At 68.7% G+C, this 22,436-nt stretch carries 21 protein-coding genes; 19 read left to right on the top strand and 2 right to left on the bottom strand.

Annotation, left to right across the window (positions count from 1 at the left end; translation table 11 throughout):
* Positions 1–242 precede the first annotated feature (242 nt).
* Complete coding sequence (locus AC3WLE_RS06570) at positions 243–1,322, bottom strand: AraC family transcriptional regulator (protein WP_492355938.1); 1,080 nt, start codon at positions 1,320–1,322, stop codon at positions 243–245.
* A 142-nt stretch (positions 1,323–1,464) separates the two neighbouring features.
* Between AC3WLE_RS06570 and AC3WLE_RS06565 the strand changes: the two genes are divergently transcribed.
* Positions 1,465–1,674 carry a hypothetical protein gene (locus tag AC3WLE_RS06565; protein ID WP_492318271.1) on the top strand — a complete coding sequence of 70 codons (210 nt, stop codon included), beginning with the start codon at positions 1,465–1,467 and terminating at the stop codon, positions 1,672–1,674.
* 84 nt (positions 1,675–1,758) lie between these two features.
* On the opposite strand, the gene AC3WLE_RS06560 is transcribed toward AC3WLE_RS06565, so the two are convergent.
* Complete coding sequence (locus AC3WLE_RS06560; protein ID WP_492355939.1) at positions 1,759–2,424, bottom strand: LuxR C-terminal-related transcriptional regulator; 666 nt, start codon at positions 2,422–2,424, stop codon at positions 1,759–1,761.
* Positions 2,425–3,275: 851 nt separating this feature from the next.
* Between AC3WLE_RS06560 and tssB the strand changes: the two genes are divergently transcribed.
* The 18 genes from tssB to AC3WLE_RS06470 all read left to right on the top strand — a co-directional run bounded on the left by tssB (position 3,276) and on the right by AC3WLE_RS06470 (position 22,428).
* Positions 3,276–3,812 (top strand): type VI secretion system contractile sheath small subunit, encoded by a 537-nt coding sequence (gene tssB, locus AC3WLE_RS06555; RefSeq protein WP_492318273.1) that lies wholly within the window; start codon positions 3,276–3,278, stop codon positions 3,810–3,812.
* A 64-nt stretch (positions 3,813–3,876) separates the two neighbouring features.
* The gene (tssC, locus tag AC3WLE_RS06550) at positions 3,877–5,388 is read left to right on the top strand and encodes a type VI secretion system contractile sheath large subunit (RefSeq protein ID WP_492318274.1); all 1,512 of its coding nucleotides are present in this window, start codon (positions 3,877–3,879) and stop codon (positions 5,386–5,388) included.
* Positions 5,389–5,447: 59 nt separating this feature from the next.
* Positions 5,448–5,972, top strand: coding sequence for an Hcp family type VI secretion system effector (locus tag AC3WLE_RS06545; protein ID WP_010810734.1), 525 nt, complete (start codon positions 5,448–5,450; stop codon positions 5,970–5,972).
* A gap of 12 nt (positions 5,973–5,984) precedes the next feature.
* Positions 5,985–6,440: a type VI secretion system baseplate subunit TssE gene (gene tssE / locus AC3WLE_RS06540; protein WP_492318275.1), complete on the top strand. Its 456-nt coding sequence runs from the start codon at positions 5,985–5,987 to the stop codon at positions 6,438–6,440.
* Entirely contained in the window at positions 6,433–8,208 is a 1,776-nt protein-coding gene (gene tssF, locus AC3WLE_RS06535) for a type VI secretion system baseplate subunit TssF (protein WP_492355940.1), read from the top strand. The genes tssE and tssF overlap by 8 nt, the downstream gene beginning before the upstream one ends.
* Positions 8,163–9,209 (top strand): type VI secretion system baseplate subunit TssG, encoded by a 1,047-nt coding sequence (gene tssG / locus AC3WLE_RS06530; RefSeq protein ID WP_492355941.1) that lies wholly within the window; start codon positions 8,163–8,165, stop codon positions 9,207–9,209. The genes tssF and tssG overlap by 46 nt, the downstream gene beginning before the upstream one ends.
* An 11-nt stretch (positions 9,210–9,220) precedes the next feature.
* On the top strand, positions 9,221–11,941 hold the full coding sequence (gene tssH / locus AC3WLE_RS06525) for a type VI secretion system ATPase TssH (RefSeq protein WP_492355942.1): 2,721 nt from the start codon (positions 9,221–9,223) through the stop codon (positions 11,939–11,941).
* A gap of 3 nt (positions 11,942–11,944) precedes the next feature.
* Positions 11,945–13,846: a type VI secretion system tip protein TssI/VgrG gene (gene tssI, locus AC3WLE_RS06520; RefSeq protein ID WP_492355943.1), complete on the top strand. Its 1,902-nt coding sequence runs from the start codon at positions 11,945–11,947 to the stop codon at positions 13,844–13,846.
* Between the two features lie 58 nt (positions 13,847–13,904).
* Positions 13,905–14,567, top strand: a complete 663-nt coding sequence (locus tag AC3WLE_RS06515) for a toxin-antitoxin system YwqK family antitoxin (RefSeq protein ID WP_492350820.1) — start codon at positions 13,905–13,907, stop codon at positions 14,565–14,567.
* Positions 14,568–14,569: 2 nt separating this feature from the next.
* Positions 14,570–14,956, top strand: a complete 387-nt coding sequence (locus tag AC3WLE_RS06510) for a DUF4280 domain-containing protein (protein ID WP_492318281.1) — start codon at positions 14,570–14,572, stop codon at positions 14,954–14,956.
* Between the two features lie 17 nt (positions 14,957–14,973).
* Positions 14,974–15,234, top strand: a complete 261-nt coding sequence (locus tag AC3WLE_RS06505) for a hypothetical protein (protein WP_492318282.1) — start codon at positions 14,974–14,976, stop codon at positions 15,232–15,234.
* Positions 15,235–15,254: 20 nt separating this feature from the next.
* Complete coding sequence (locus AC3WLE_RS06500) at positions 15,255–16,226, top strand: substrate-binding periplasmic protein (RefSeq protein ID WP_492355944.1); 972 nt, start codon at positions 15,255–15,257, stop codon at positions 16,224–16,226.
* A 50-nt stretch (positions 16,227–16,276) separates the two neighbouring features.
* Positions 16,277–17,557 carry a dicarboxylate/amino acid:cation symporter gene (locus tag AC3WLE_RS06495; protein WP_369798934.1) on the top strand — a complete coding sequence of 427 codons (1,281 nt, stop codon included), beginning with the start codon at positions 16,277–16,279 and terminating at the stop codon, positions 17,555–17,557.
* Between the two features lie 32 nt (positions 17,558–17,589).
* Positions 17,590–18,291: a cysteate racemase gene (gene cuyB, locus AC3WLE_RS06490; protein WP_492318284.1), complete on the top strand. Its 702-nt coding sequence runs from the start codon at positions 17,590–17,592 to the stop codon at positions 18,289–18,291.
* The gene (locus AC3WLE_RS06485) at positions 18,288–19,742 is read left to right on the top strand and encodes a dicarboxylate/amino acid:cation symporter (protein ID WP_492318285.1); all 1,455 of its coding nucleotides are present in this window, start codon (positions 18,288–18,290) and stop codon (positions 19,740–19,742) included. Before cuyB ends, AC3WLE_RS06485 begins: the two co-directional genes overlap by 4 nt.
* Positions 19,743–19,771: 29 nt before the next feature.
* Positions 19,772–20,275, top strand: coding sequence for a hypothetical protein (locus AC3WLE_RS06480; protein WP_492318286.1), 504 nt, complete (start codon positions 19,772–19,774; stop codon positions 20,273–20,275).
* 45 nt (positions 20,276–20,320) lie between these two features.
* Positions 20,321–21,649, top strand: a complete 1,329-nt coding sequence (tssK, locus tag AC3WLE_RS06475) for a type VI secretion system baseplate subunit TssK (protein ID WP_492355945.1) — start codon at positions 20,321–20,323, stop codon at positions 21,647–21,649.
* Positions 21,650–21,675: 26 nt separating this feature from the next.
* On the top strand, positions 21,676–22,428 hold the full coding sequence (locus AC3WLE_RS06470; RefSeq protein ID WP_492350816.1) for a DotU family type IV/VI secretion system protein: 753 nt from the start codon (positions 21,676–21,678) through the stop codon (positions 22,426–22,428).
* The last annotated feature ends 8 nt before the right edge of the window (positions 22,429–22,436 follow it).

The following is a 22,436-nucleotide window of genomic DNA, read 5'->3' as shown; positions in this document are numbered from 1 at the left end:
GGTGATGACGCTGCTATCCACAATCCGCCGGCAAATATCCAGATAACGAGCCGTTGCTGGCGGACCGGGAAAAGGAGGCGGGGAATCAGGAAAGGGTGGCGCGATGGCCTTGCCGGATGGCCGGGCGTGCAGGTAACCGTTCACCCGCGAGCGCGGGCTGGCGTTGTTGTATCAACAACTGCAAGGCAGTGAAACGGGGCGAGGCCGCAGGGGTATTGAGAGGCTAGAGAGCCTGCTGAGTTTCAACGCCCGGCATCGCGGACGTGGCGCTCCGCTGCGCCCCTGCGCAGGGTCGCCGACGGAGAAACGCCGAAGCGCTTCTTGTAGTAGGCCGCAAACCGGCCGAGATGTGTAAAGCCAAAGCGATATGCAATATCCGTGATGGAGGCCTGCTCCGCTCCGGCGGCAGCAATCAACGCTTGTCGGACGCAGTCCAGTCTGGCATCCCGCAGATAGGCCAACGGCGTCGTATCGAGATGGCGGCGAAAGCCTTCTTCCAGCGCCCGGATGCTCACGCAGGCGACTTGCGCCAGGTCGGCGACGGTCAGCGGTGTGTCGGCATTCGCGTGGACATAATCTATCACCCGCTGCATATGACGTGGCCTGGCGGGTTCGGCGTTGCGCGCAAGGAGATAGGTGTGGGTGTGCGGTTGAAGCAGCAGCAGCATCCGCAGCAGGTAGTCCTCCATCGACGCCACCGCGGCCGGAAACTGGAGCCAGTTGGTGCCGTGCTGGTCGATATTCCTGGTAAGGTCGAGTACGGACTGGCTCCATGGACTCGAGAGCCCAGCGTGCTGGGGCAACGCCGGATCGAATGAAAGGGGCCCGCTGGGATCGCGCCCGGTCAGCAATGCGAAACGTTGCTCGATGGCTTCCTTCTGAATCCAGAGCAGGACTTGCGCACAATCCTCGTGCCAGTGCATTCGGGTTGGGGTGTCTGGACTCAGCAGGCTGGCGGTGCGGACGTCGGAAAGTATCTCCTGCGAGCCACACTTGATTTCGGCATGGCCCGCAACCGGGATCTGGGCGAGATAGAAGTGCTTTAGGCAGCCAGGGTCGATCTCTACATGGGCGCCATAGGCAAGGAAGTTGATTGCGGTCTCATGCAGTCGTACCAGATTGTGCTGGACGTGCAATTGCTGCAATGCGCCGACCACTCGCAGTTCATGCGGGCAAAATACCGAAGCGATCTTGCCCTGGGCCTCCTTCACATCCTCGGAGCGAAAGGAGGGGTAGTTCGCCAGCATGCCTCGTGGCGCGCAGTTGTCATCACCCGCTGGCGAAGAGGGCTGTTCGGCGGGTGACTGGGGGGTGGTCTGCATCGTCTCACTCCTGGCGGATTGCAGCGTGTCCTGGCTCGCCTGCGCAGCGAGGGAAGGCGCGCAATCAATTACTTTATACCTAAACTTCCTGCGCACGCCAAGAAGGCTGCCGGGCCAGCCCTGTTCCCGCCCACCGGACCGCATGGACCAATCCATGGATACCGCCGACTACGATTTCGTCGACAACTACAACCCCGCCCTGCTGGCCCAGGCCAGCCAGCTGACTTCGGGGGAATTCCATGTGATCGTGCAGGCCAACGGTTTCACCGTCGCAGACTGGGGCGTCCTGTCCACGCTGTCCGGCGGCAAGCCAATCAGCATCGGGGCACCGGCGCATGAGGTCAGCTCGTGAAGCCAGACCGGCCGTGGGGCGCCGCTTGACGGAAAACGGTGCGCCGGATGGGCTGCAAGCGCCGCTGGCGCAAGGGGGCGCGCCTCAGTTCAGCACGCCGTACGCACGCGCCTCAAAGATAGCCTGCGTGCGCGTCTTGACCGCCAGCTTCTTATAGATGTTCTTGACGTGCGACTCGATGGTCAGCCGCGACAGTGACAGTGCGTCGGCGATCTCGCGGTTGGTCGACCCCTTGTTGATGAAGACGAGGATCTCGGTCTCGCGTGCGCTGAGCAGCGGCTTTGCGCTTCCCGTCGGTGAAAGCCTGGTCTCGGCGGGTGCGGCCTTGGGTACCAATGCCGTGAGTAGCCGCTTGGCAATGGACGGATCGATCGGCGTGCCACCGCGCAGCGCGCCCCGCAGGCACACCGTCAGCTCGATGTCGTCGCGCTCCTTGAGCAGGTAGCCGGTGGCGCCGGCGATCAGCGCGCCGACGATTTCCGTGTCCGTGCCCGGTGATGCAATCACGACGATGGGCAGATCCGGGGCACGCTCGCGCAGGCATCGGATCAGCTCGATGCCACCGCCATCGGGCAGGCTGGTGTCGACCAGCACCATGTCGAACGGACCCTGCTCCACCATCGCGCAGGCCTGCGCGATGGTGCCCGCGAACGAGAGCGCGCCGGCCGCGTAGTCGAGCACGGTGAGGATCCCGCAAAGGCGCGTCAGCATCGGGCTCTCGTGCCCGACCAGCAGCAGTTGGCCACGCATGACGTTTCGGCGGCTATCGGAGAGCGTCGCGTTCGTTGGCATGGAGAAAGGCATGGGGGCTGGTGCGACCAGGGGTGCGAGCTGCATGCCCGGTCGGTCGGGTGCAGTTCAGATGATCAGCGGCGCTGATTTCACCATCGGACCCGCGGTGGTGCAATACGGCAACTGTCGTATGCGATTGACATGGCTGACCCCTTTCTCGTTCTGGTTTGACCCTTGGTAGCGGCGCATGCCACGGCATTGACGTGGCATGCAGCTGGGCCTTGGGTAGAAGTAAAGCCCAATCAGGCGGTTTTTCCTATACCTGAAATCAGGCAGAGGCGGCTGCCGCGCGTGGGGGCAAGCCATCTCCCCCGAATGAGGCTGGGGGCCAGCCAGGCAGGTTTGCAATACCGCGCGGCGCAACCTCGGGCGGCAGCCCTGCTCATCAAAATACCAATTCTCAGGGATTGTGCCCGACCTCACCGTCACCTTAAATTCCGCTTGAATTTGCGCGCCGCAACTAGAAACACAGCAAGGGTCAACGATGGAACGGCGCGCAAAGACAAGGTGCCTTCGTCGTGCCGCAGCACGCCATGCGCGAGCCGGCTGGCGCGGAGCCACCGGCGGGGTCGAGCGCGTGCAGCCTGCTGCCTGCGCTCTGCGCCAGGTAGGAACGGGTAACAAAAAGTGGGTTTGCCAGCGAGGGTATCCGCCTTCCGCAGCCGCCATGCCGGCCCTGCGGCGCGATGCGCTTCGACCTTTTTCGGACCGGTTGCGCCGGCCCGGGGGATTGGTTTTGCCTTCAGCACGGGCTGCCGTGCGAAACCGATGATTTGACCGGACACATTCGAGTCCTTCCGGAGAGTTCCATGTCCAATAGTCTGCAGAAGTGGGTAGGGCGAAATCGCCCGCCTCGGGTCCAGATTTCATATGACGTAGAGGTCGGTGACGCGGTCGAGAAGCGCGAGCTGCCCATGGTGGTCGGCCTGCTGGCGGACCTGTCCGGGCAACCGGCGGTGCCGCCGCCCAAGCTCAAGGAACGGCGCTTCATCGAGATCGACCGCGACAACTTCGACGAGATCATGGGCAAGATCGCACCGCGCCTGGAGCTGTCCGTGCCCGACACCATGAAGGGCGACGCCAATCTCAAGGTCGAACTGCGCTTCGGCAAGTTCAGCGACTTCCACCCGGAAAGCCTGGTGGCACAGGTGCCGCGCCTGGCCAAGCTGCTGGAAGCACGCCAGCAACTGCGCGACCTGCTCGGCAAGCTCGATGGCAACGACGAACTCGACGTGCTGCTTGAGCGCATCGTCAACAACGCCGATGAGCTCAAGCTGCTGCGCAGCGAAGCCGACGCCGGCGCCGCGGCGGCACAGCCGGAAACCGGAGACGCCACGCCGGCATGACGCGGCGGCGGGGCGCGGGCATCGAGGCCCGCAGGACGCAACGAATTCACAAAGGGTGAACCAGATGGCAAAGAACTCCGCAGCGGACAACGCGAGCGCCGAATCAAAGGGGAGCACCACCGCCGCAGCCGAGCGTGAACTGACGCTGCTCGACCGTATCGTGCAGGAAGGCAATATGGCGGTGGAGCCGTCGCAGAGCGGCTATGCCAGGAAGCTGATCGGCCAGCTGGCCTCGCAGATCCTTGACGAGGGCATGCGCACCAGCCCGGACAAGAGCCTGGTGGCAACCATCAACGAGCGCGTGGCCGAGATCGACCGCCTGCTGAGCGACCAGCTCAACGCCATCATGCACGACCCCGCGTTCCAGGCGCTGGAAGGCGCGTGGACCGGCCTGCACGACATGGTCTACGGCACCGAGACCGGCACCAGCCTGAAGCTGCGCCTGCTCAACGTGACCAAGGCCGAGCTGCTGAAGGATCTTGAAACCGCAGTCGACCACGACATGAGCGTGCTGTTCAAGAAGATCTACGAAGAAGAGTACGGCACCTTCGGCGGCCATCCCTATACGCTGCTGATCGGCGACTACAGCTTCGGCCGCCATCCGCAGGACGTGGCGCTGCTTGAGCGGATCTCGAAGGTGGCAGCTGCCGCCCATGCACCGTTCATCACCAGCGCGGCGCCGAGCCTGTTCGACCTGCGCGCTTTCACCGAGCTGGGCGTGACGCGCGACCTGGCCAAGATCTTCGAGAGCGCGGAGCTGGCGCAGTGGCGCGGCTTCCGCGAAACCGAGGATTCGCGCTATGTGTCGCTGGTGCTGCCGTCCTACGCGGCGCGCCTGCCTTACGGCGCCAGGACCAATCCGGTCGAGAGCTTCAATTTCGAAGAAGACGTCGACGGCACCGACCACAGCAAGTACCTGTGGGCCAACTCGGCCTACCAGCTGGGCCTGCGCATCACCGACGCGCATGCCAAGTACAGCTGGTCGACCGCCATCCGCGGCGTTGAAGGCGGCGGCAAGGTTGACGGCCTGGTTGCGCATACCTACAAGACGGATGAAGGCGACGTCGCGCTCAAGTGCCCGACCGAAGTCACCATCACCGATCGCCGCGAGAAGGAGCTCAACGACCTGGGCTTTATCGCCATCGTCAACGCCAAGGGCTCGAACAGCGCCACCTTCTTTGGCAGCCAGACGGCAAACAAGCCCAAGGTCTACAACAAGGACCAGGCCAACGCCAACGCGCAGTTGTCTGCCCGTCTGCCGTATGTGCTGGCGGCTTCGCGCTTTGCGCACTACCTGAAGGTGATCATGCGCGACAAGGTGGGCAGCTTCCAGACGCGCGGGGACGTGGAGCGCTACCTGAACAACTGGATCGCCGACTACGTGCTGCTCAATCCCTCCGCGACGCCGGAGGCCAAGTCGCGCTTTCCGCTGAGCGCCGCGCGCGTCGACGTGACCGAGGTGCCGGGCAAGCCCGGCGCCTACCGTGCCACGTGTTTCCTGAAGCCGCACTTCCAGATGGAAGAACTGACCGCATCGATCCGCCTGGTTGCAGACCTGCCGGCAGCGGCAGCGTAGACCGGCAGGCTCGCATCCGGCATCCCCGGACATAACGGAACTGAGAGAGCACAGACACCATGGACACCATCATTCTCGACATCCCCGAGATCAAGGGCAGCAACAAGCAGCAGACTGGCCGTGCCGCCGAGCGCATCCAGATCTATTCGTTCTCGCACGGCGTGGCGATGGCCGTGACCAATGACCCGGCCAACTCGAAGCGCACCTCGGGCAAGGCGCAGTTCCAGAGCATGACGATGTCAAAGAAGACCGACCAGGCCACGCCCGGTCTGTACGCCGCGTGCGCCGCCGGCAAGTCGCTCGGCGATGTGAAACTCGAGATCGGACGAACCGAAGACGGTGCGTTCCGCTCGGAGATGACCTACACGCTGAGCGACGCGATCGTCGAGTCCATCCAGACCGCTGGCGGCATGGGCGATTCCTCCGACACGTTCACGCTCGACTTCACCCGCATCACCGCGTTCTTCACGCAACAGAAGGGCGACGCGCAGAAGGAAGGCACGGCAGCGTTCGGCTGGGACCTGGTGGAGAACATGGCCTGCGCAGTGTCCGCGCCGCCGGAGCCGCAGAAGAAGGCGGCGTAAGCGGGGCTGCACATGTCCGTCATCGTCACCGGGTCGCCGATGCCGCTGTTCGAGCGGCTGTCGGCGGGTGCGAACGCCCCCTCGGCGCAGTTGCTCCAGGGCGAGCCGCTGCGCCAGTCGGTGGCGCGCGAGCTTGCCCGGCTGCTCAATACGCGCTCGCGGCTGACGGCGGCGCAGTTCCTGGAGTCGGACGGGACCGTGCTCGACTACGGTGTGCCGGACTTCTCCTTCCGCTCGTTCCAGTCGGTGCCGGACTGCGACGCGATTGCGGCGCTGGTTGCCCATGCGATCGCGATGTTCGAGCCGCGCCTGCGCCAGGCGCGCGTACGCTTTGCCGAGCGCGACACCCCGCGCCCGGTCCTGGTGATCGACGGCGAGTTGCCGCTGGGCGCCGCGCCGGTGCGCGTGGCGTTCGAGCTCGCCGCGGCAGGCCAGCCCGCTGACCCGCGCTGGGGCGATCATGGCTGAGGGCATCGCAGACGGTGCCGGCGACGGCGGCATCCTGCCGTACTACAAGCGCGAGCTTGCCTACCTGCGCACGGAAGGCGCCGCGTTTGCCGAGCGCTATCCCAACGTGGCCGCGCGCATTGCGCTGCATGGCACCGAATCGCTCGACCCGCATACCGAGCGCCTGATCGAAGCCACCGCCTTCCTGGCGGCGCGTGTGCATCGCGACCTGGACCAGGTGTTCCCGCAAGTTGCCGCAGCGCTGCTGGAGAACGTGTGCCCGTCGCTGGTGCAGCCGGTGCCGTCGATGACGGTGGTGCAGTTCGATCTCGACGCGGCCCAGGGCAAGGTGACCACCGGCTACGCCGTGCCGCGCCACACCGGCCTGCATGCACGCACCGAGGGCGGCGAGATGTGCCGCTTCCGCACGGCATGGGACACGACGCTGTGGCCGCTGGCGGTCACGCACGCGCGCATGACCGACGACAACGGCCTGCGGCTGACGCTTGAATGCGCCGACGGCGTCGATTTCTCCGAGCTCGGACTGGGAACGCTGCGCATCCATCTGCACGGCGACTGGATGGTGACCGTGCCGTTGTATGAACTGCTGGTCACCAGCGTGGCCGGCGTCAGCGTCGAACCGCCAGATGGCCCGCCGGCGTGGCTGCCCGCCAGCGCGTGGCGCGAGGCCGGCTACGGCCCCGGCGAGAACGTGCTGCCGCAGCCGCCGCATGCGCAGCCGGCCTACGGGCTGATGCAGGAGTACTTCGCCTTCGCGCGCAAGTTTCACTTCTTCGACCTGGACCTGCCCGCCGGCCGGCTTGGCAAGGGCCGCAGCTGCGACGTGGTGCTGCGCCTGCAGCGCAGCGCGCCCGGGCTGGACCGGCTGCATGCCGGCATGTTCCGGCTTGGCTGCGTGCCGGCGATCAACCTGTTCTCGCAGACCAGCGAGCCCATCATGCTCGACCACCGGCACTATGAGTACCGGCTGGTGGCGGACCAGCGCCGCGAGGCGATGACCGAGATCCATTCGATCCGGTCGGTGGTGCTGTCGGATCCGGCCAGCGACCGCTCGCTGGCGGTGCCGCCGTTTGCGGCGGCCACCGACGACCCGGCCGAAGGCGAGCTGTTCTGGCACGCGCGCCGCGAGCCGACCTTGCGGGCCAACCTGTCCGGCACCGACATGTATCTCAGCTTTGTCGATGCGGGCAACGTGCAGCGCCTGCCGGCGGCACCCGTGGTCTATGCCAACGTGCTGTGCACCAATCGCCGGCTCGCGGAGCAGGTGCCGGTGGGGGCGCGCATGGTGCTGGAGGATGTGTCGCAGTACGCGCAGGTGCGCTGCCTCTATGAGCCGACCGTGCAGCGCAATCCGCCCATGGGCAGCGAGACCTTGTGGCCGCTGATCTCGCTGCTGACGCTGCACCACGGCACCCTGGCCGGCGGTGGCACCGGGCGCCATGAGGTGCAGCAGATGCTGCGCCTGTTCGCGGGCAACGGCCACCGCCAGCAGGACCAGGTGCGGGGCATCCGCAGCGTGCGCGCGCGCGGCGCGGCCGCGCACGTGGGCACCGAGGCCTGGCGCGGCTACTGCCGTGGCACCGAGGTCTCGATCGAGTTCGATCCGGATGCCTTTGTCGGCGGCTCGCCGCTGCTGCTGGGAGCGGTGCTGGCGCGCTTCCTTGCGCTGTATGCCTCAGTCAATTCCTTCGTGCGGCTGGTCGTGCGCCGCGGAGACGAGATATGGAAGCAATGGCCCGCGATGACGGGCAGCCAGCAGCTGCTTTGATCGACTGCCTGGCGTCCAACCCGGCCGGTTTCGACCTGTTCCAGGCCATCAGCCTGATTGAACGCGCGGTGCCGGGGGCACAGCCGGTCGGCCGCGGCAACGGCGCCGGGGAGGCGGTGCGCCTGCGCGGACTGGTCTCGCTGGCCTTCCAGCCGCGCGATATCGGCGCGGTGCACGCGTCCACCGAAGGTGCTGGCCGGGGCGGGCGCCCGTTCACGCTGACGACCCCCGTGATGTCGCTGGCGGGGGCAGGCGGGCCGCTGCCGCTGGCCTACACCGAGATGCTGCTTGAGCGCCGCGCCGCGCGCGACCCCGCGATGGGCGACCTGCTCGACAGCTTCAATCACCGCTTCCTGTCCTTCCTGTGTCGCGGCCGGCGCAAGCACTCGCCCGCACTGGGCGGCCAGCGCCCGACCGGCGGCACGCTGGCGGCGTGCCTGGATGCGCTCAGCAACCTCGGCTTGCAGCGTGGGCCCTCAACCGCCAATGCACCCGCCGGCGCGGCGCCGTGGCTGCGCCATGCCGGGCTGCTGGGTGCGGCGCCGCGTTCGATGGCGGGGTTGCTGGCCATGCTGGGGGACCGTCTCGGCTTGCGCGTGAGCGGGACGCAGTGTCTCGGCGGCTGGCTGCCGGTTGAAGCCAGCGATGCCGTGCGGCTCGGCGGACGCGGTGCAGCCGGGGGGATCACGCTCGGCGGCGGCGCGGTGCTGGGGCGGCGCACGTGGGACCAGGCCGCCGGCATCAGGCTTGATGTGCAGGTGCCCGGGGCCGAGCGCCTGCGCGCCCTGCTGCCTGGCGGGCGCGACCACGCGCTGGTCGCGGCGCTGGTACGCGCCTATGTGCCGCAACCGCTCGACGTGCGGCTCGCGCTCCATCTCGGCACGCGCCAGCCCGCGGGGCTGGGGCTGGGTGCGCGCCTGGGCTGGACCGCCTGGCTAGCCGGCGGCGCCCAGGCACGGCCCGCGCCGGTGCAACTGGCGTTGCGAGCGCACGCATCCTGACCGGCACAAACATGGACATCGATATCCGCACGCTGCTCAGCCGCCTCAATCCCGAGTGCCGGCACGCGATGGAGCAGGCCGCCCAGCTTTGCGTCCGGCAAACGCACTACAGCGTCGACGTCGAGCACCTGCTGCTGCAATTGCTGGAAGGCGGCGCCACGGACCTGCAGGCGATCCTCGCGCATTTCGACCTCGCGCCCGCGCAGGTGGTGTCGCAGTTGCAGAAGGCGATCGACGGCTTCAAGCGCGGCAACGGCCGCACGCCGGCGCTGTCGCCCAACTTCTCGCCGCTGTTCCAGGAAGCCTGGCTGCTCAGTTCGATGCTGCTCGGCGAACAGCAAGTGCGCGCCGGCACGCTGCTGCTGGCACTGCTGGAGGTGGAAAGCCTGCGCGGCATGCTGCTGGAATCGGCGCCGGCGCTGCTGCGGATTCCGCGTGCGGCGCTGCGCGAGGCCCTGCCAGCGCTGCTGGGGGCATCCGCCATTGGCGGCGGGTCCGGAACCGATGCAATCCCGGCAGCGGCGGCCACGGCAGCGTTCGGCATGCCGCAGCGCGGACCCGGCAGCGGGCAGGCATCGGCGCTGGAGCAGTTCACTGTCGACCTGACTGCGCTGGCGCGAGCCGGCGCGATCGATCCGGTGCGCGGGCGCGACAGTGAAATCCGGCAACTGGTCGATGTGCTGCTGCGCCGCCGCCAGAACAACCCGATCCTGACCGGCGAGGCCGGCGTGGGCAAGACCGCAGTGGTCGAAGGCTTTGCCCAGCGCATCGTCTCCGGCGACGTGCCGCCGGCGCTGCGCCAGGTGTCGGTGCGCTCGCTGGACCTGGCGTTGCTGCAGGCCGGCGCCGGCGTCAAGGGCGAGTTCGAGAACCGGCTCAAGTCCGTGATCGCCGAGGTGGCGGCCTCGCCGGTGCCGGTGATCCTGTTTATCGACGAAGCGCACCAGCTGATCGGCGCCGGCGGCAGCGAAGGGCAGGGCGATGCCGCCAACCTGCTCAAGCCTGCGCTGGCGCGCGGCGAGTTGCGCACCATTGCCGCGACCACCTGGGCCGAGTACAAGAAGTACATCGAGCGTGACCCAGCGCTCGCGCGCCGTTTCCAGATCGTCAAGGTGGACGAGCCGGCCGAGGCCGCGGCCGTGGACATGCTGCGCGGCATGGTGCGCAAGCTTGAAGCGCACCACGGCGTGGAGATCCTCGACGACGCCGTGCGCGACGCGGTCAAGCTGTCGCACCGCTATGTCTCGGGCCGGCAGTTGCCCGACAAGGCCATCAGCGTGCTCGACACCGCCTGCGCCCGCGTGGCGGCCGCGCAGAGCGGCGTGCCCGAGGCGATCGAAGCGCTTGGGCGCTCGATCGAAAGCGCCGAGAACCAACTGCGCATCCTGCGCCATGAGGCCGCCACCGGCAGCGGGCGCGCCGACGAAATCGCTGCCGTCACGCGCCAGCGCGACGAAGCCCGGGCGCAGCACGCGCGGCTCAGCGACAAGCTCGCCACCGAGAAGCTGGCCGTCGAGGAAATCCTGGCCTGGCGCCGCAGGATCGCGGCGTTCCTTGAGCAGGAGAGCCAGGCCGAGGCCGGAGCCGACGGTGCGGCGAGGCATGAGGACGACGACAACGCCGACAGCGCGGAGTCGCTTGGCGCCAGTCTCGCGCGCCTGGAAAAAGGCCTGGAGGCGGTGCAGAACGATGAGCCGATGGTGCCGGTATGCGTGGACTCGGCCGCGGTGGCCGAGGTCATTTCAGGCTGGACCGGTGTCCCGGTCGGCCGCATGCTGGCCGACGAACTGCACACGGTGCTGTACCTGCAGGACAAGCTCGGCGAGCGCGTGGTGGGCCAGGACGAGGCCCTCGACGCGATCGCGCGCCGCATCCGCACGTTCCGCGCCGATCTCGATGACCCGGGCAAGCCGGTCGGCGTGTTCCTGCTGGTCGGACCGAGCGGCGTCGGCAAGACCGAGACCGCGCATGCGCTGGCCGACCTGCTCTACGGCGGCGAGCGCAACATGATCACGGTCAACATGTCGGAGTTCCAGGAGGCCCACAGCGTGTCGGGCCTGAAGGGCGCGCCGCCGGGCTACGTCGGTTACGGCCGGGGTGGCGTGCTCACCGAGGCGGTGCGCCGCCGCCCGTACAGTGTGGTGCTGCTCGACGAGATGGAGAAGGCGCATCCCGACGTGCTGGAGCTGTTCTTCCAGGTCTTCGACAAGGGCGTGATGGAAGACGGCGAAGGCGTGCCGATCGATTTCCGCAACACGGTGATCCTGCTGACCTCGAACGCGGCGCAGGACGTGATCACCGAGGCCTCGCGCGGCGGCCGGCGCCCGCCGCCGCAGGAACTGGTCGAGAAGCTGCGCCCCGCGCTGCTCAGGCAGTTCAGCCCGGCGTTCCTGGCGCGCCTGGTGCTGGTGCCGTACTACCACCTGGGCGATGCGCAGATCCGCAATATCGTCGACCTCAAGCTCACCCGGCTGGCGCAACGCTTCGCGCGCAACCACAACGCGCGCCTGAGCTGGGACGAGGCACTGGCGCAGGCGATCACGCAGCGCTGCACCGAGGTCGACAGCGGCGCGCGCAATGTCGACCATATCCTGACCCAGTCGGTGCTGCCGGAACTGGCGCGGCGCGTGCTGGAGCAGCTGTCGATCTCGGAGCCGTTCGGCGGCGTGCATCTCTCGCTCGACACCGGCGGCGGCGTGGCGTTCCGCTTCCTGCCGCAAGAGGGGCGCTGACGCATGATCCCGACACAGGCCACCCAGGCCGGCAGCTTCGCGACACTGGCCACGCCGTTTGGCGGCGACGTGCTGCTGCTCGATGGCTTTGCCGGGCGCGAGGCAATATCCGAGCTGTTCCGCTTCAGCCTGCGCATGCGCTCGGCGGACAAGGCGCTCGACCCGGGCCGCATCGTGGGCCAGCGCCTTACCGTCACGCTGCAGCACCCGGGCGGCGCGCCCCGCTACCTGAACGGCATCGTCACGCGCTTTGCCCACGCCGGCGTCGACCACAACCATGGCTTCTACACCGCGGAACTGGCGCCGCGGCTGTGGCTGCTGACCCTCGGGCGCGACCGCGCCATCTACCAGAACCTGTCCGCGCCGCAGATCATCCGCCGCGTGCTGCAGTCCTTCGACGTGGCGTTCGAGGCCCGCATCACCGAAACGCGCTACCCGGTGCGCGAGTACTGCGTGCAGTACGACGAAAGCCCGTTCGACTTCATCTCGCGGCTGATGGAGGAGGAAGGCATCTTCTACTTCTTCACCTTCGCGGACGGCGCGCACACCATGGTGCTGGCCGACAGCCCGTCGGCCCACCCGCCCGGCGCGCACTGCGCCGACCTGGCGATGCATGACATGGAGCGCCCGCAGGCCGGCGCGGCACGGATGCTCGCCTTCGGCATGGCGCGCCAGCTTGGCGCCGCGACGCAGGTGCTGGCCGACTACGATTACCTGCAGGCCCGGACTTCGGAGGGCACCGCCCAGGCCGGCGCGGCGCCGGTGGCGCAGCAGTACGTGTTTCCCGGCCGGCACAAGGATGCCGCCGACGCCAGCCGCAAGGCCGCGATCCGGGTCGGCGCGCAGCAGGCCCAGGCGCAGACGGGCATGGGCGAGAGCGCGTGCCACCACCTGGCCGCGGGCATCCGCTTCACGCTGCACGGCCACGTCGATCCCGCGCTCGATATCGCCTACGTGGTGCGCGCGGTGGAGCATGCCTGGAGCGGTGATGCCTATGGCAATACCGTGTCGGTGTTGCCGCTGTCGGTGCCATTCCGCGCGCCGCTCAGCACGCCGCGGCCGCTGGTCGCCGGCACGCACACCGCGACCGTGGCCGGGTCCCAGGGCGAAGAGATCTGGACCGATGCGCATGGCCGCATCAAGCTGAAGTTCCACTGGGACCGTGCGCCCGGCGCTAACCAGGACAGCTCATGCTGGGTCCGCGTGGCGCAGGCCTGGGCCGGCGCCGGCTGGGGCCACCTGTTCCTGCCGCGCGTAGGGCAGGAGGTGGTGGTCGGCTATGTCGATGGCGACCCGGACCGGCCGCTGGTGACCGGCAGCGTCTACAACGGCCAGTCCGGCGTACCGGTGCCGCTGCCGGCCATGCAGACGCAGAGCGTGATCCGTTCGCGCGCATCGAAGGGCGGGTCGGCCGGCAATGAGCTGCGCATGGAAGACAAGGCTGGTGCCGAGGAGCTGTTCCTGCGCGCCCAGCGCGCCATGACGGTTTCGGTGGCAGACACCTTGTCCACCACGGTGGAGGCGGGCGGCGAATCGCACCTGGTCAAGGCCGGCGACCTTGCGCTGGAAGTGCGGTCCGGCAATGAAACGCACAAGGTGAGCGGCACGCGCCAGGTCAAGGCGGATGGCGACGAGACCCACACCAGCGGCGCGGCGTTCGCGCACGACGTTGGCGGCAACTACAAGCTCACGGTGGCCGGCAACCTGGTGATCGAGGTCGGCGGATCGATCGCGTTCAAGGCGGGAACCTCGCTGCAGTGCGAGGCCGGCACCACGCTGAGCAGCAAGGCCGGCACCACCCTGAGCAACGAAGCCATGATGGTCCGGCAGAAGGCGTCGGCCGCGCAGACGGTGGAAAGCGGCGGCATGCTCGAGCTCAAGGGCGCCCTGGTGAAACTGAACTGACCCGCGGAACAGAGCCATGACTTTAACTGCCCCGACGCCGCCCGATCCAGGACCCGCCATGGCCGAAGCTTATGACGGCGATGGCCGCCTGGTGTCGCGCGTGCCGCTGGCCGGCGGGCGCCCCCACGGCAGGTTCGAGTGCTTCCATCCGGATGGCTCGCTGCGCCTGGATGCGGAATACGAGCATGGCGAACTGGCGGGGCTGCTGCGTGCCTATGCCGCCGATGGCAGCCTCGAATACGAAGCGCATTATGCCGGCGGCCGCCTGCACGGCATCAGCGCCACCTACCGCAACGGCCGGCTGGAGACGCGCCAGCTGTACGCCGACGGGCAGCTCGCGGGAGAGAGCGTGTGCTACGCGCCGTCCGGCGAGGTGACCGCGCGCTGCGTCTACCGGCAGGGCCGGCTCGAGGACGAGGCCGTCTATGCGCATGAGGGCGCGGTGGTGCGCCGCAGCCGCTACCGCGCCGGCAGGCTCGAGGGCGAGACCCGTGAGTACGGCGCTGGCGGCACGCTGGCGCAGTCGCTGCCGTACCGCAACGACCTGCTGCACGGCATGGCGCGCAGGTTCGACCCGGAAGGCGAGGTCATCGCAGTGCGCAGCTATGCCGACGGCAAGCCCCGGGGCGACTGGCAGGCGATCGCACCCGCCGATGGCGACGATGGCGCGGCAATGCCCGCCGGCTTTGCACAGCGTCTCGAACGCTGGCTGAGGGGTTAGGCATGGCCTTGCAGGTCACCATGGGCGCGACCATGCAGTGCAGCTTCGGGCTGGCGCCGTCCAGCCTGGTCGTGCTGCCGCTGGGCCGCGTGCTGGCCGGCAGCGGTGCGGCCAGCGTGATGGACCACCTGCCGATGGTGAATATCCCGCCCTTCGGCATGTGCAACTGCCTCGGCAACCCGCAGGTGGCCGCGGCCACCGCCGCAGCGCAGGGCGTGCTGACACCGATGCCGTGCGTGCCGGCGACGTCGGCGCCGTGGCTGCCGGGCGCGCCGACCGTGCAGATCGGCGGCGCGCCGGCGCTGCAGGACAGCTCGAAACTGATGTGCGCATGGGGCGGCGTGATCCAGATCGTCGCGCCGGCGCAGGCCACCGTGATGACCCCCTGATGACCGCCGAGGCAAGCATGACCTACGTATTCTCGATGAGCTCGCGCATGGTGACCATCGCCGTGACCTGCGCGGTGCTGCTGTGTGCGCTGCTGTTCCTGATGGGCGTGGAGATCGGCGCCCGCCTGGGGCGGCCTGGCGTACCCCAGCGTGCGGACACCGCACCCATGGCCGTGGCGCCCGCGGCCCCGGCCACTGCCACGCAGCCCGCCGCCACCCAGGCGCCCGCCATTGCCGCTGGCCTTGGCGCGGCTCCGGGCGCGCCCTCGACTCCCTGAAACATGAACCGATTGACGCCATGTCGCTGACTCCCGTCCCTGATTCCCGCCGCGCGGCAACACGCGCGTGGCGCTGGCTGGCGCGCGCCCTCGCGGGCGCCGCGCTTGCCCTGCCGGCCGCTGGCCATGCGCAGGCCACCTACACGCCGGCACCGGCCCACCCGGCGGCATCGTTTGCCGTGCAGGGCGGGATGCCGGAAGGCGCCCCTGCGCCAGTCACCACGCCGAACGGACTGGTGCTGATGCCGGACGGACGCCTGATGGCGCCGGAGTTCGCCCGCATCGCCAGCCGCGGGGAACTGGTGGTCGCGGTGCTGAAGGTGGACCAGCCCCCGTTCTTCCAGGAGCGCAACGGCGAGCTGAGCGGGCTCGATATCGACCTCGCGCGCGAGCTTGCGCGCAAGCTCAACGTGCGGGTGCGCTTCAACCGCGACGCCACCACCTTCGACGGGGTGGTCAAGCTGCTGGCGCAGGGGCAGGCCGACGTGGCCATCAGCAAGCTGTCGCGCACGCTGCCGCGCATGCAGATCATCAGCTTCAGCACACCTTACCTGCGGCTGAACCGCGCGCTGCTGCTCAATCGCGTCAAGTTCGCTCAGATGGCACGCGGCCGGCCGGTGCCGGAGGTGATCCGCGCCTATGACAGCTCGATTGGCGTGGTCGGCAATTCGTCGTACTCGGAGTATGTGGTGAACAATTTCCCCAAGGCCTACGTGACGGCTTATCCAACCTGGGATGAAGCCCTGAAGGCGCTGAACGACGGCCGCGTCGCCGCGGTGTACCGCGACGAGTTCGAGGTCAAGCGCGTGCTCAAGGCGGATCCGACCGCGGCGCTGCGCCTGCGCGTGGTGACGCTGCAGGATCTTGAGGACACGCTGGGCATCGCCGTCAATGTGTCGGCGCCGGCGCTGCTGGGCTTTGTCAACCAGTTCCTCGCCGAGCGGCCCAAGCGGCTCGAGGTGGCGGACGTGCTGCAGGCGGCCACGCGATGAGCGCGCCCGCCATGAAGCCGGGCGCAGCCCAGGCACAGCGCGCAGCGTCCATGAAGCTGGATGCCGGCAAGCTCTACGCCATTGCCCTCAATCCGTGGGTGGTGATCGGCAGCCTGGCGCTGGGCGGCGCCACCGGGCTGCTCTGGCCCGCGCTGGCCCGGCATCTGGGCGTGGTGGGCGATGTCTACGTGGACCTGCTCAAGATGACCACGCTGCCGTTCATGGTATCGGCGGTGATCTTCAGCCTGCAGCGGCTGTTCCGCGACGGCGGGGCCTCGCGGCTGATGATCCGCGTGGTGACGGTGTTCGTCGGCGCGTCGCTGCTGGTGGCGCTGGTGTCGGCACTGGTGCTGATCGTGATGCGCCCGGGCAGCAACCTGTCGAGCGCCACCATGGAGACCTTCGGCGCGATGGTGGGCAGCGATGCCAGGTCCAGCGATACGGTGATGAACCTCTACGGCGAGGATATCCAGGAGAAGTCGCTGAGCCTGTCCGAAGTCCTGACCAGCCTGATCCCGACCAACATCTTTGCCGCGCTCGCCAATGGCGACGCCCTCAAGGCCCTGGTGTTCGCGCTGATGTTCGGCCTGGCCGTGGGGCGCGTGCCCGAGCGCATTTCGATCGGGCTGAGCCTGTCGCTGGAGACGGTCTACCACGCCTGCCAGAAGCTGATGCACTGGCTCAGCTATCCGCTGCCCGTGATCCTGTTCTGCATGAGCGCGGCGCAGCTGGGCAAGTCCGGCCTGGAACCGCTGCAGGCAATGATGCAGTTCGTGCTGGCGTTCTCCATTGCGTCGGTGCTGCTGCTGGCGCTGGCGGTCGGGATCATCTGGAAGCGCTCCAACCAGAGCCTGGGCGCGACGCTGGACGCGCTGCGCTCGCCGTTTGCGCTGGCGCTGGCCACACGCAACAGCGCGGCCTGCATGCCCAGCATGATCGAGTGCCTGGTCGACCGGCTCGGCTTTGCCCGGGTGCGCGTGGAACTGCTGGTGCCGCTGGCGATCTCGCTGCTGCGCGTGGGGCCGATGGTCTATTACGTCTGCGCCACGCTGTTCATCGCGCAGCTCTACGGCCACCCGCTGGGCCTGGTCGATATCGCCACGGTGCTGCTGGCCTCGGTGCTGGCGGGCTTTGCCTCGGCCGGCATGACGGGCCTGGTGATCGTTTCGCTGGTCGGCATGACCTGTGCCTATCTTGGCCTGCCGTTCGAGGCCGCATTCATTCTTTTCCTTGCCGTCGACCCGGTCTGCGACATGCTGCGCACGCTGATCCTGGTGGTCGGCAATACCGCGGCGGTGTCGGTGATCTGCCCGCGGCCGCTGAAGCTTTAGGGTCGGTTCATATGAACAACGGAAGTACTGGCATGACCATGATCGGGGTGCTGGGCGGCATGGGGCCGCTGGCGACGGTGGATTTCCTTGATCGCGTGGTGCGGCTCACCGATGCCGCGCGTGACCAGGACCACCTGCCGATGGTGGTGGCGCACCTGCCGCAGACCCCGGACCGCTCGCGCTCGATCCTGGCTGGCGATGCCTTGCCGCTGCCCTACCTGCTGCGCGGCATCGAGCTGCTCAACCGCAACCAGGTGGGGCTGGTGGTGATCCCGTGCAATACCTCGCACCACTGGTATGCGCAACTGAGCGCGCACAGCGCGGCGCCGATCCTGCATATCGCGCGGACCTGCGTGGCGGCCCTGCCTGCCGATACCGGCAGCGTGGCCATCCTGGCCACGCGCGGTGCGCTGGCCTCGGGCATCTACCAGGAAGCGCTCGGCGCGCGCGGGATCGGGGCGGTGGTGCCGCCGGAGCCGGTGCAGCTGCAGGTCGATGCCTGCATCCGGGCGGTCAAGGCCGGCGCCCTGGACCAGGCCGGCGAGGCGCTCGGCAGCGCGCTGGCGCGGCTCGCGGCGCTCGGCGTCGGCGCCGCGATCATGGGCTGCACGGAAATCCCGGTGGCGGCGCGCGGCCTGGCCGCGCCGCCGCTCATGCTGGTCGACAGCACCAATGAGCTGGCACGGGCGACGGTGGCGTTCGCGCTGGCGCGCGGCTGGAACAAGGCCGCATGAAAGCCCTGAACTGGCTCTCGCACAGCGTGCCCGGGCTGCTCCTGTGCCTGGTGGCGGGCGCGCTCGCCGGCACGGTGGCTGGGCCGCTGGGCCGCTTTGCATGGCTGGTAGGACAGCTCTACCTGTCGGTGGTGAACATGGCCGCGGTGCCGCTGCTGGTGGTGGCCACCTTCTTCGGCCTGCGCCAGGTGCTGGCGCTGCCGCGCGCCGGGGCGCGTTTCGGCGCCATCTTCGGCACGGCTGCCGGGGTGGTGGGGGTGTGCGCGCTGGCCGGCGCGCTGGCGGGGGTGCTGGCCGCGCCGGGCGCGGAACTCTCTGCCCGGGCCAGCGAAAAGCTTGGCGCGCTGATCCTCAGCGGCGTGGCCGATGGCGGCGAGGTGCGCGTGGACCTGCATGGCAAGGCCGGGGCCAATACGGACAAGCCGCCGCACGCGCTCGGGGACATCATTCCCGACAACTTCTACCGCGCACTGGCGCATGGCCAGACGCTGGGCGTGCTCACCGGGACGCTGCTGTTCGGGCTTGCCTTCGCGGCGCTGTCGCGCGAGCAGACCGGCATGCTGAGCAATGTGTTCGAAGGGATCTACCGCACCTTCGAGCAGATCATCGCCCATGCCAACTTGCTGATCCCGGTGCTGGCATTCGGGCTTGCGGCCCATCTGTCGATGCATGCCGACCGCGCCACCATGGGCGCGATGGCCGGGGTGCTGGTCACGTTCCTGATGCTCTGCCTGCTGCTCAGCGGCGTGGCCGCGGCCGCGATTGCCGCCTGCGCGCGGCTGCCGTTCTCGCAGGTGGTGACCGAGCTGAATGGCTCCATGCTGGTCGGCCTGGCCTCAGGCAGTGCCACCGCGCCGATCCCGCACACGATCGAGGCCATGAGCGCGCGGCTGGGTTTTCCGCGCGGGCTGGTGGAGCTGGTGGTGCCCCTGGGCGCGGTGTTCGTGCGCGGGGGCTCGGCGCTGTACTTCGCGCTGGTCACGGTGTTCGTCGCCAACCTGTACGGGCGCCCCGTGGGCGCCGGCGACGTGGCATGGATCGCGATGGCCGCCACCATCGCGGCCTGGCTCTCGGCCGGGCAGGGCGGCCTGGGAACGATCGCCTATGCGGGCGTTGCGCTCTCGGTGCTGCAGTTGCCGGCGGAGGCAGCCGCGGTGTTGCTGCTGGCGATCGACCCGATCTGCGACGGCCCGCGCAATGCCTTGAGCCTGGTCTGCACCTGCGCGGTGATTGCGCTGGTGTCGGTGGGCCTGCCGATGGAGCGCGTCGCGGCGCAGCGGACGGAGGGCGTGGATGGGCGCGCCGGCGTGCCGGGCCCACGGCTGCCCGCCGCACAGGCCGCGGCGGTGCGGCTGGTGCTGACGCGCGCGCAACTGGCGCTGGCCAGCGCCAGCGCGCTGCTGGCCGCGCTGCTGATCGTGCTGATGGGCATCGGGGTGGGTGCGAAATGATGCCGCATCCGCAACCACGAAGGAGTCTGATGATGACGACGCCCGTGCATCTCTTGTCCCTGCGCCGCGCCGGCACGCTGCTGGCGGCGGCTGCGCTCGCTGGCCTGCTCGGGGGCTGCGCGGCCTCTTCATGGCTGGGCTTCAAGGGGGACAAGGTCAAATGGAAGCAAGTCACGCTGACGGCGGCGGCGGATGCCAACGGCAACAGCCCGGTGGCCGTCGACGTGGTGCTGGTCAGCGACGAGGCCCTGCAGGCCCGGCTGGCAGAACTGCCCGCGGCCAAGTGGTTTGCCGGGCGCAGCGACCTGGGCAGCACCTATCCGAGCGGGCTGCGTTATCGCAGTTGGGAACTGGTGCCCGGCCAGCGGCTGGACGTGCCGGCCGAAGACCTGGAGGGGCCGCGCGTCGCCGCGGCCTATGTGTTCGCCAACTACCAGGCGCCGGGCGCGCATCGCGCCCGCGTCGAGCAATTCAACGGCACGCTTGCCGTGCAGCTCGACAGCGCCGCCTTTACCGTGCTTGTGACCAAATGAACCTGTTTTTTCCTGCCACGGCCGCGTACGGCCCGGGAGCCCCCCATGTCTGAGCGCGCGCTGCCGGTCGATCGGGTTGAATGGCATGAGGGCATGCTGCTGGCGCCCCAGCATCTCCAGCTGCTGGCCGGGCGGCTCGATTCGCTGGTGGCGTGGCAGACGCTGGCGGCCGCACCGTTTGGCTGGGGCGTGCGCCGGCTGGAGTTCGACGCCGGGCTGCTGCCGGCGGGCGTGGTGCGCGTGCTGCAGCTCGAAGCCATCATGCCGGACGGCACGGCCGTATCCTACGCGCGCGACGATGCCCGCCAGCCGCCGCTGGAGCTGGCGCTCGAACCGTTTGCCGACGCGCTTGCCGGCGGCATGCTGGCGCTTTACCTGACCCTGCCGGTGGCGGCCGCAAACCGCAAGGACGGGCAGGTGCGGCGGTTCCGCTCGGTGGCGGGCGCCCCGGTGGAGGACGAAGTGTCCGAGGCGCCGCCCGCCGACATCCCGCGCCTGCTGCCAGGCCTGGCACTCGATGCCGGCGCCAGGCCGTCGCCGCTCCATGTGTCGCTGTGCCTGGGCGCGGTCTACAAGGACAACGAGATCGTGCGGCTCGGCGACCGCCTGCCGCCGTTGCTGGAGGTGGCATGCGGCAGCGCGCTGTGGACGGCGGTGGCGTCGCTGGTGGCCCAGCTGCGCGGCAAGGCCGCGTTCGTGGCCAAGCAGACCGCGATCCCGTCGTCCCGGGCGGACGACCGCCTGACCCAGCTGGAACTGAAGGACCGCTTGCGCAGCCTGGTCAGCGCGCTGCCGCTGCTGGAGGCGGTGTTGCGCACGCCGCATCTGCACCCGCTTGCACTCTACCTGGCGCTGGCCTCGGTGCTGGGCTCGCTCAGCCTGCTCAAGCCGGGCGGCCTGCCGCCGGTGCCGGACGACTATGACCACGCCGACCCCATGGCCGTGTTCACGCCGCTGCTGCGCGCGCTGCGCGAGACCCTGGCCGAGGTCAGCGAAGAGTACCGCGAGCACAAGTTCGAGTTCCGCCACGGCGCATTCGACATCGTGCTGCAGCCGGACTGGATCGGCGAGCGCCTGGTGGTGGGCCTGCGCGGGCAATCAGAGCGCGACCTGCTGGCGTGGATGTCGGGCGCTGTGGTGGGCTCGCAGTCGGTCTACCCGTCGCTGCGCACGCGGCGCGTACTGGGCGCGGTGCGCCGTGTGGTCGAGCATGCCGAGGACCTTGGGGTGCGTTCCGGCTCGGGTTACCTGTTGTTCGAGATCGAAGCCGATCCCGCGCTGGTCCATGCCAGCGAGGCGATGGTGATTGGCAATCCCAATGAAGGCGCCAGCGTGCAGCGGCCGCAGGAAATGCTGCTGTTCGTCAAGGGCTGACGGCAGACTATCAAGGCAAACAGACTATGGCGCGCTACCGACCGGAAACCGAGGAAGACGATCTTGCCACCGGGCAGTTCCGGGCGTTCCTGGATGAACTCGTCAAGCTGCAGGAGCGGTTCTCCGAACAACCCGACCTCAGCGGCGAAGCTGCCGCGCAAGGCATGAACCGCCAGCTGCTGAACCTGCTGGAAGTGCAGACCCTGCAATCGCGGCGCGACAGCTCGCGCTTCGAGATGGAGGACGTGGCCGATGCCCGCTACCTGAAGGCGGTGCTCGCCGATGAAATCTTGTTGAACGCCGATTGGGCCGGCCGCGCCGCGTGGCACGGGCATCTGCTCGAATCGACGCTGTTTCGCACCAACGTGGCCGGCGACCAGGTGTTTCGCCGTATCGAGCAGCTGCTGCTGGACCGCGAGCCGTCGCGCCGCAACCTGGCACGGCTGTACCTGTTCACGCTCGGGCTTGGTTTCCAGGGGCGCTTTCGCGGCGCCGATGCCGAAGCGCGGCTGCGCAGCCTGCGCGAGGAACTGTATGAGTTCATCTACCAACGCCGGCCAGACCTGGGCGGACGCGAGCGCGTGCTCAGCGAGCCCGCCTACGCCCACACGCTCTCGCATATCGCGCCGCGCAAGCTGCCCACGATGACGCGCTGGACCGTGGTGTTCCTGCTGGGCCTGGCTACCCTGCTGGCGCTGTCCGAGGTGACGTGGCTGTGGCAATCCTGGCCGGTGCGCGAAGCGCTGCGAGCCGATACCGTGGCCGGAGGCACGCCATGACGCGCCGG

Source organism: Cupriavidus sp. FW306-1B-F12B (genome assembly GCF_058781795.1).
The sequence above is the reverse complement of the archived record's forward strand: the minus strand, read 5'-3'. Positions and strand labels throughout refer to the sequence as shown.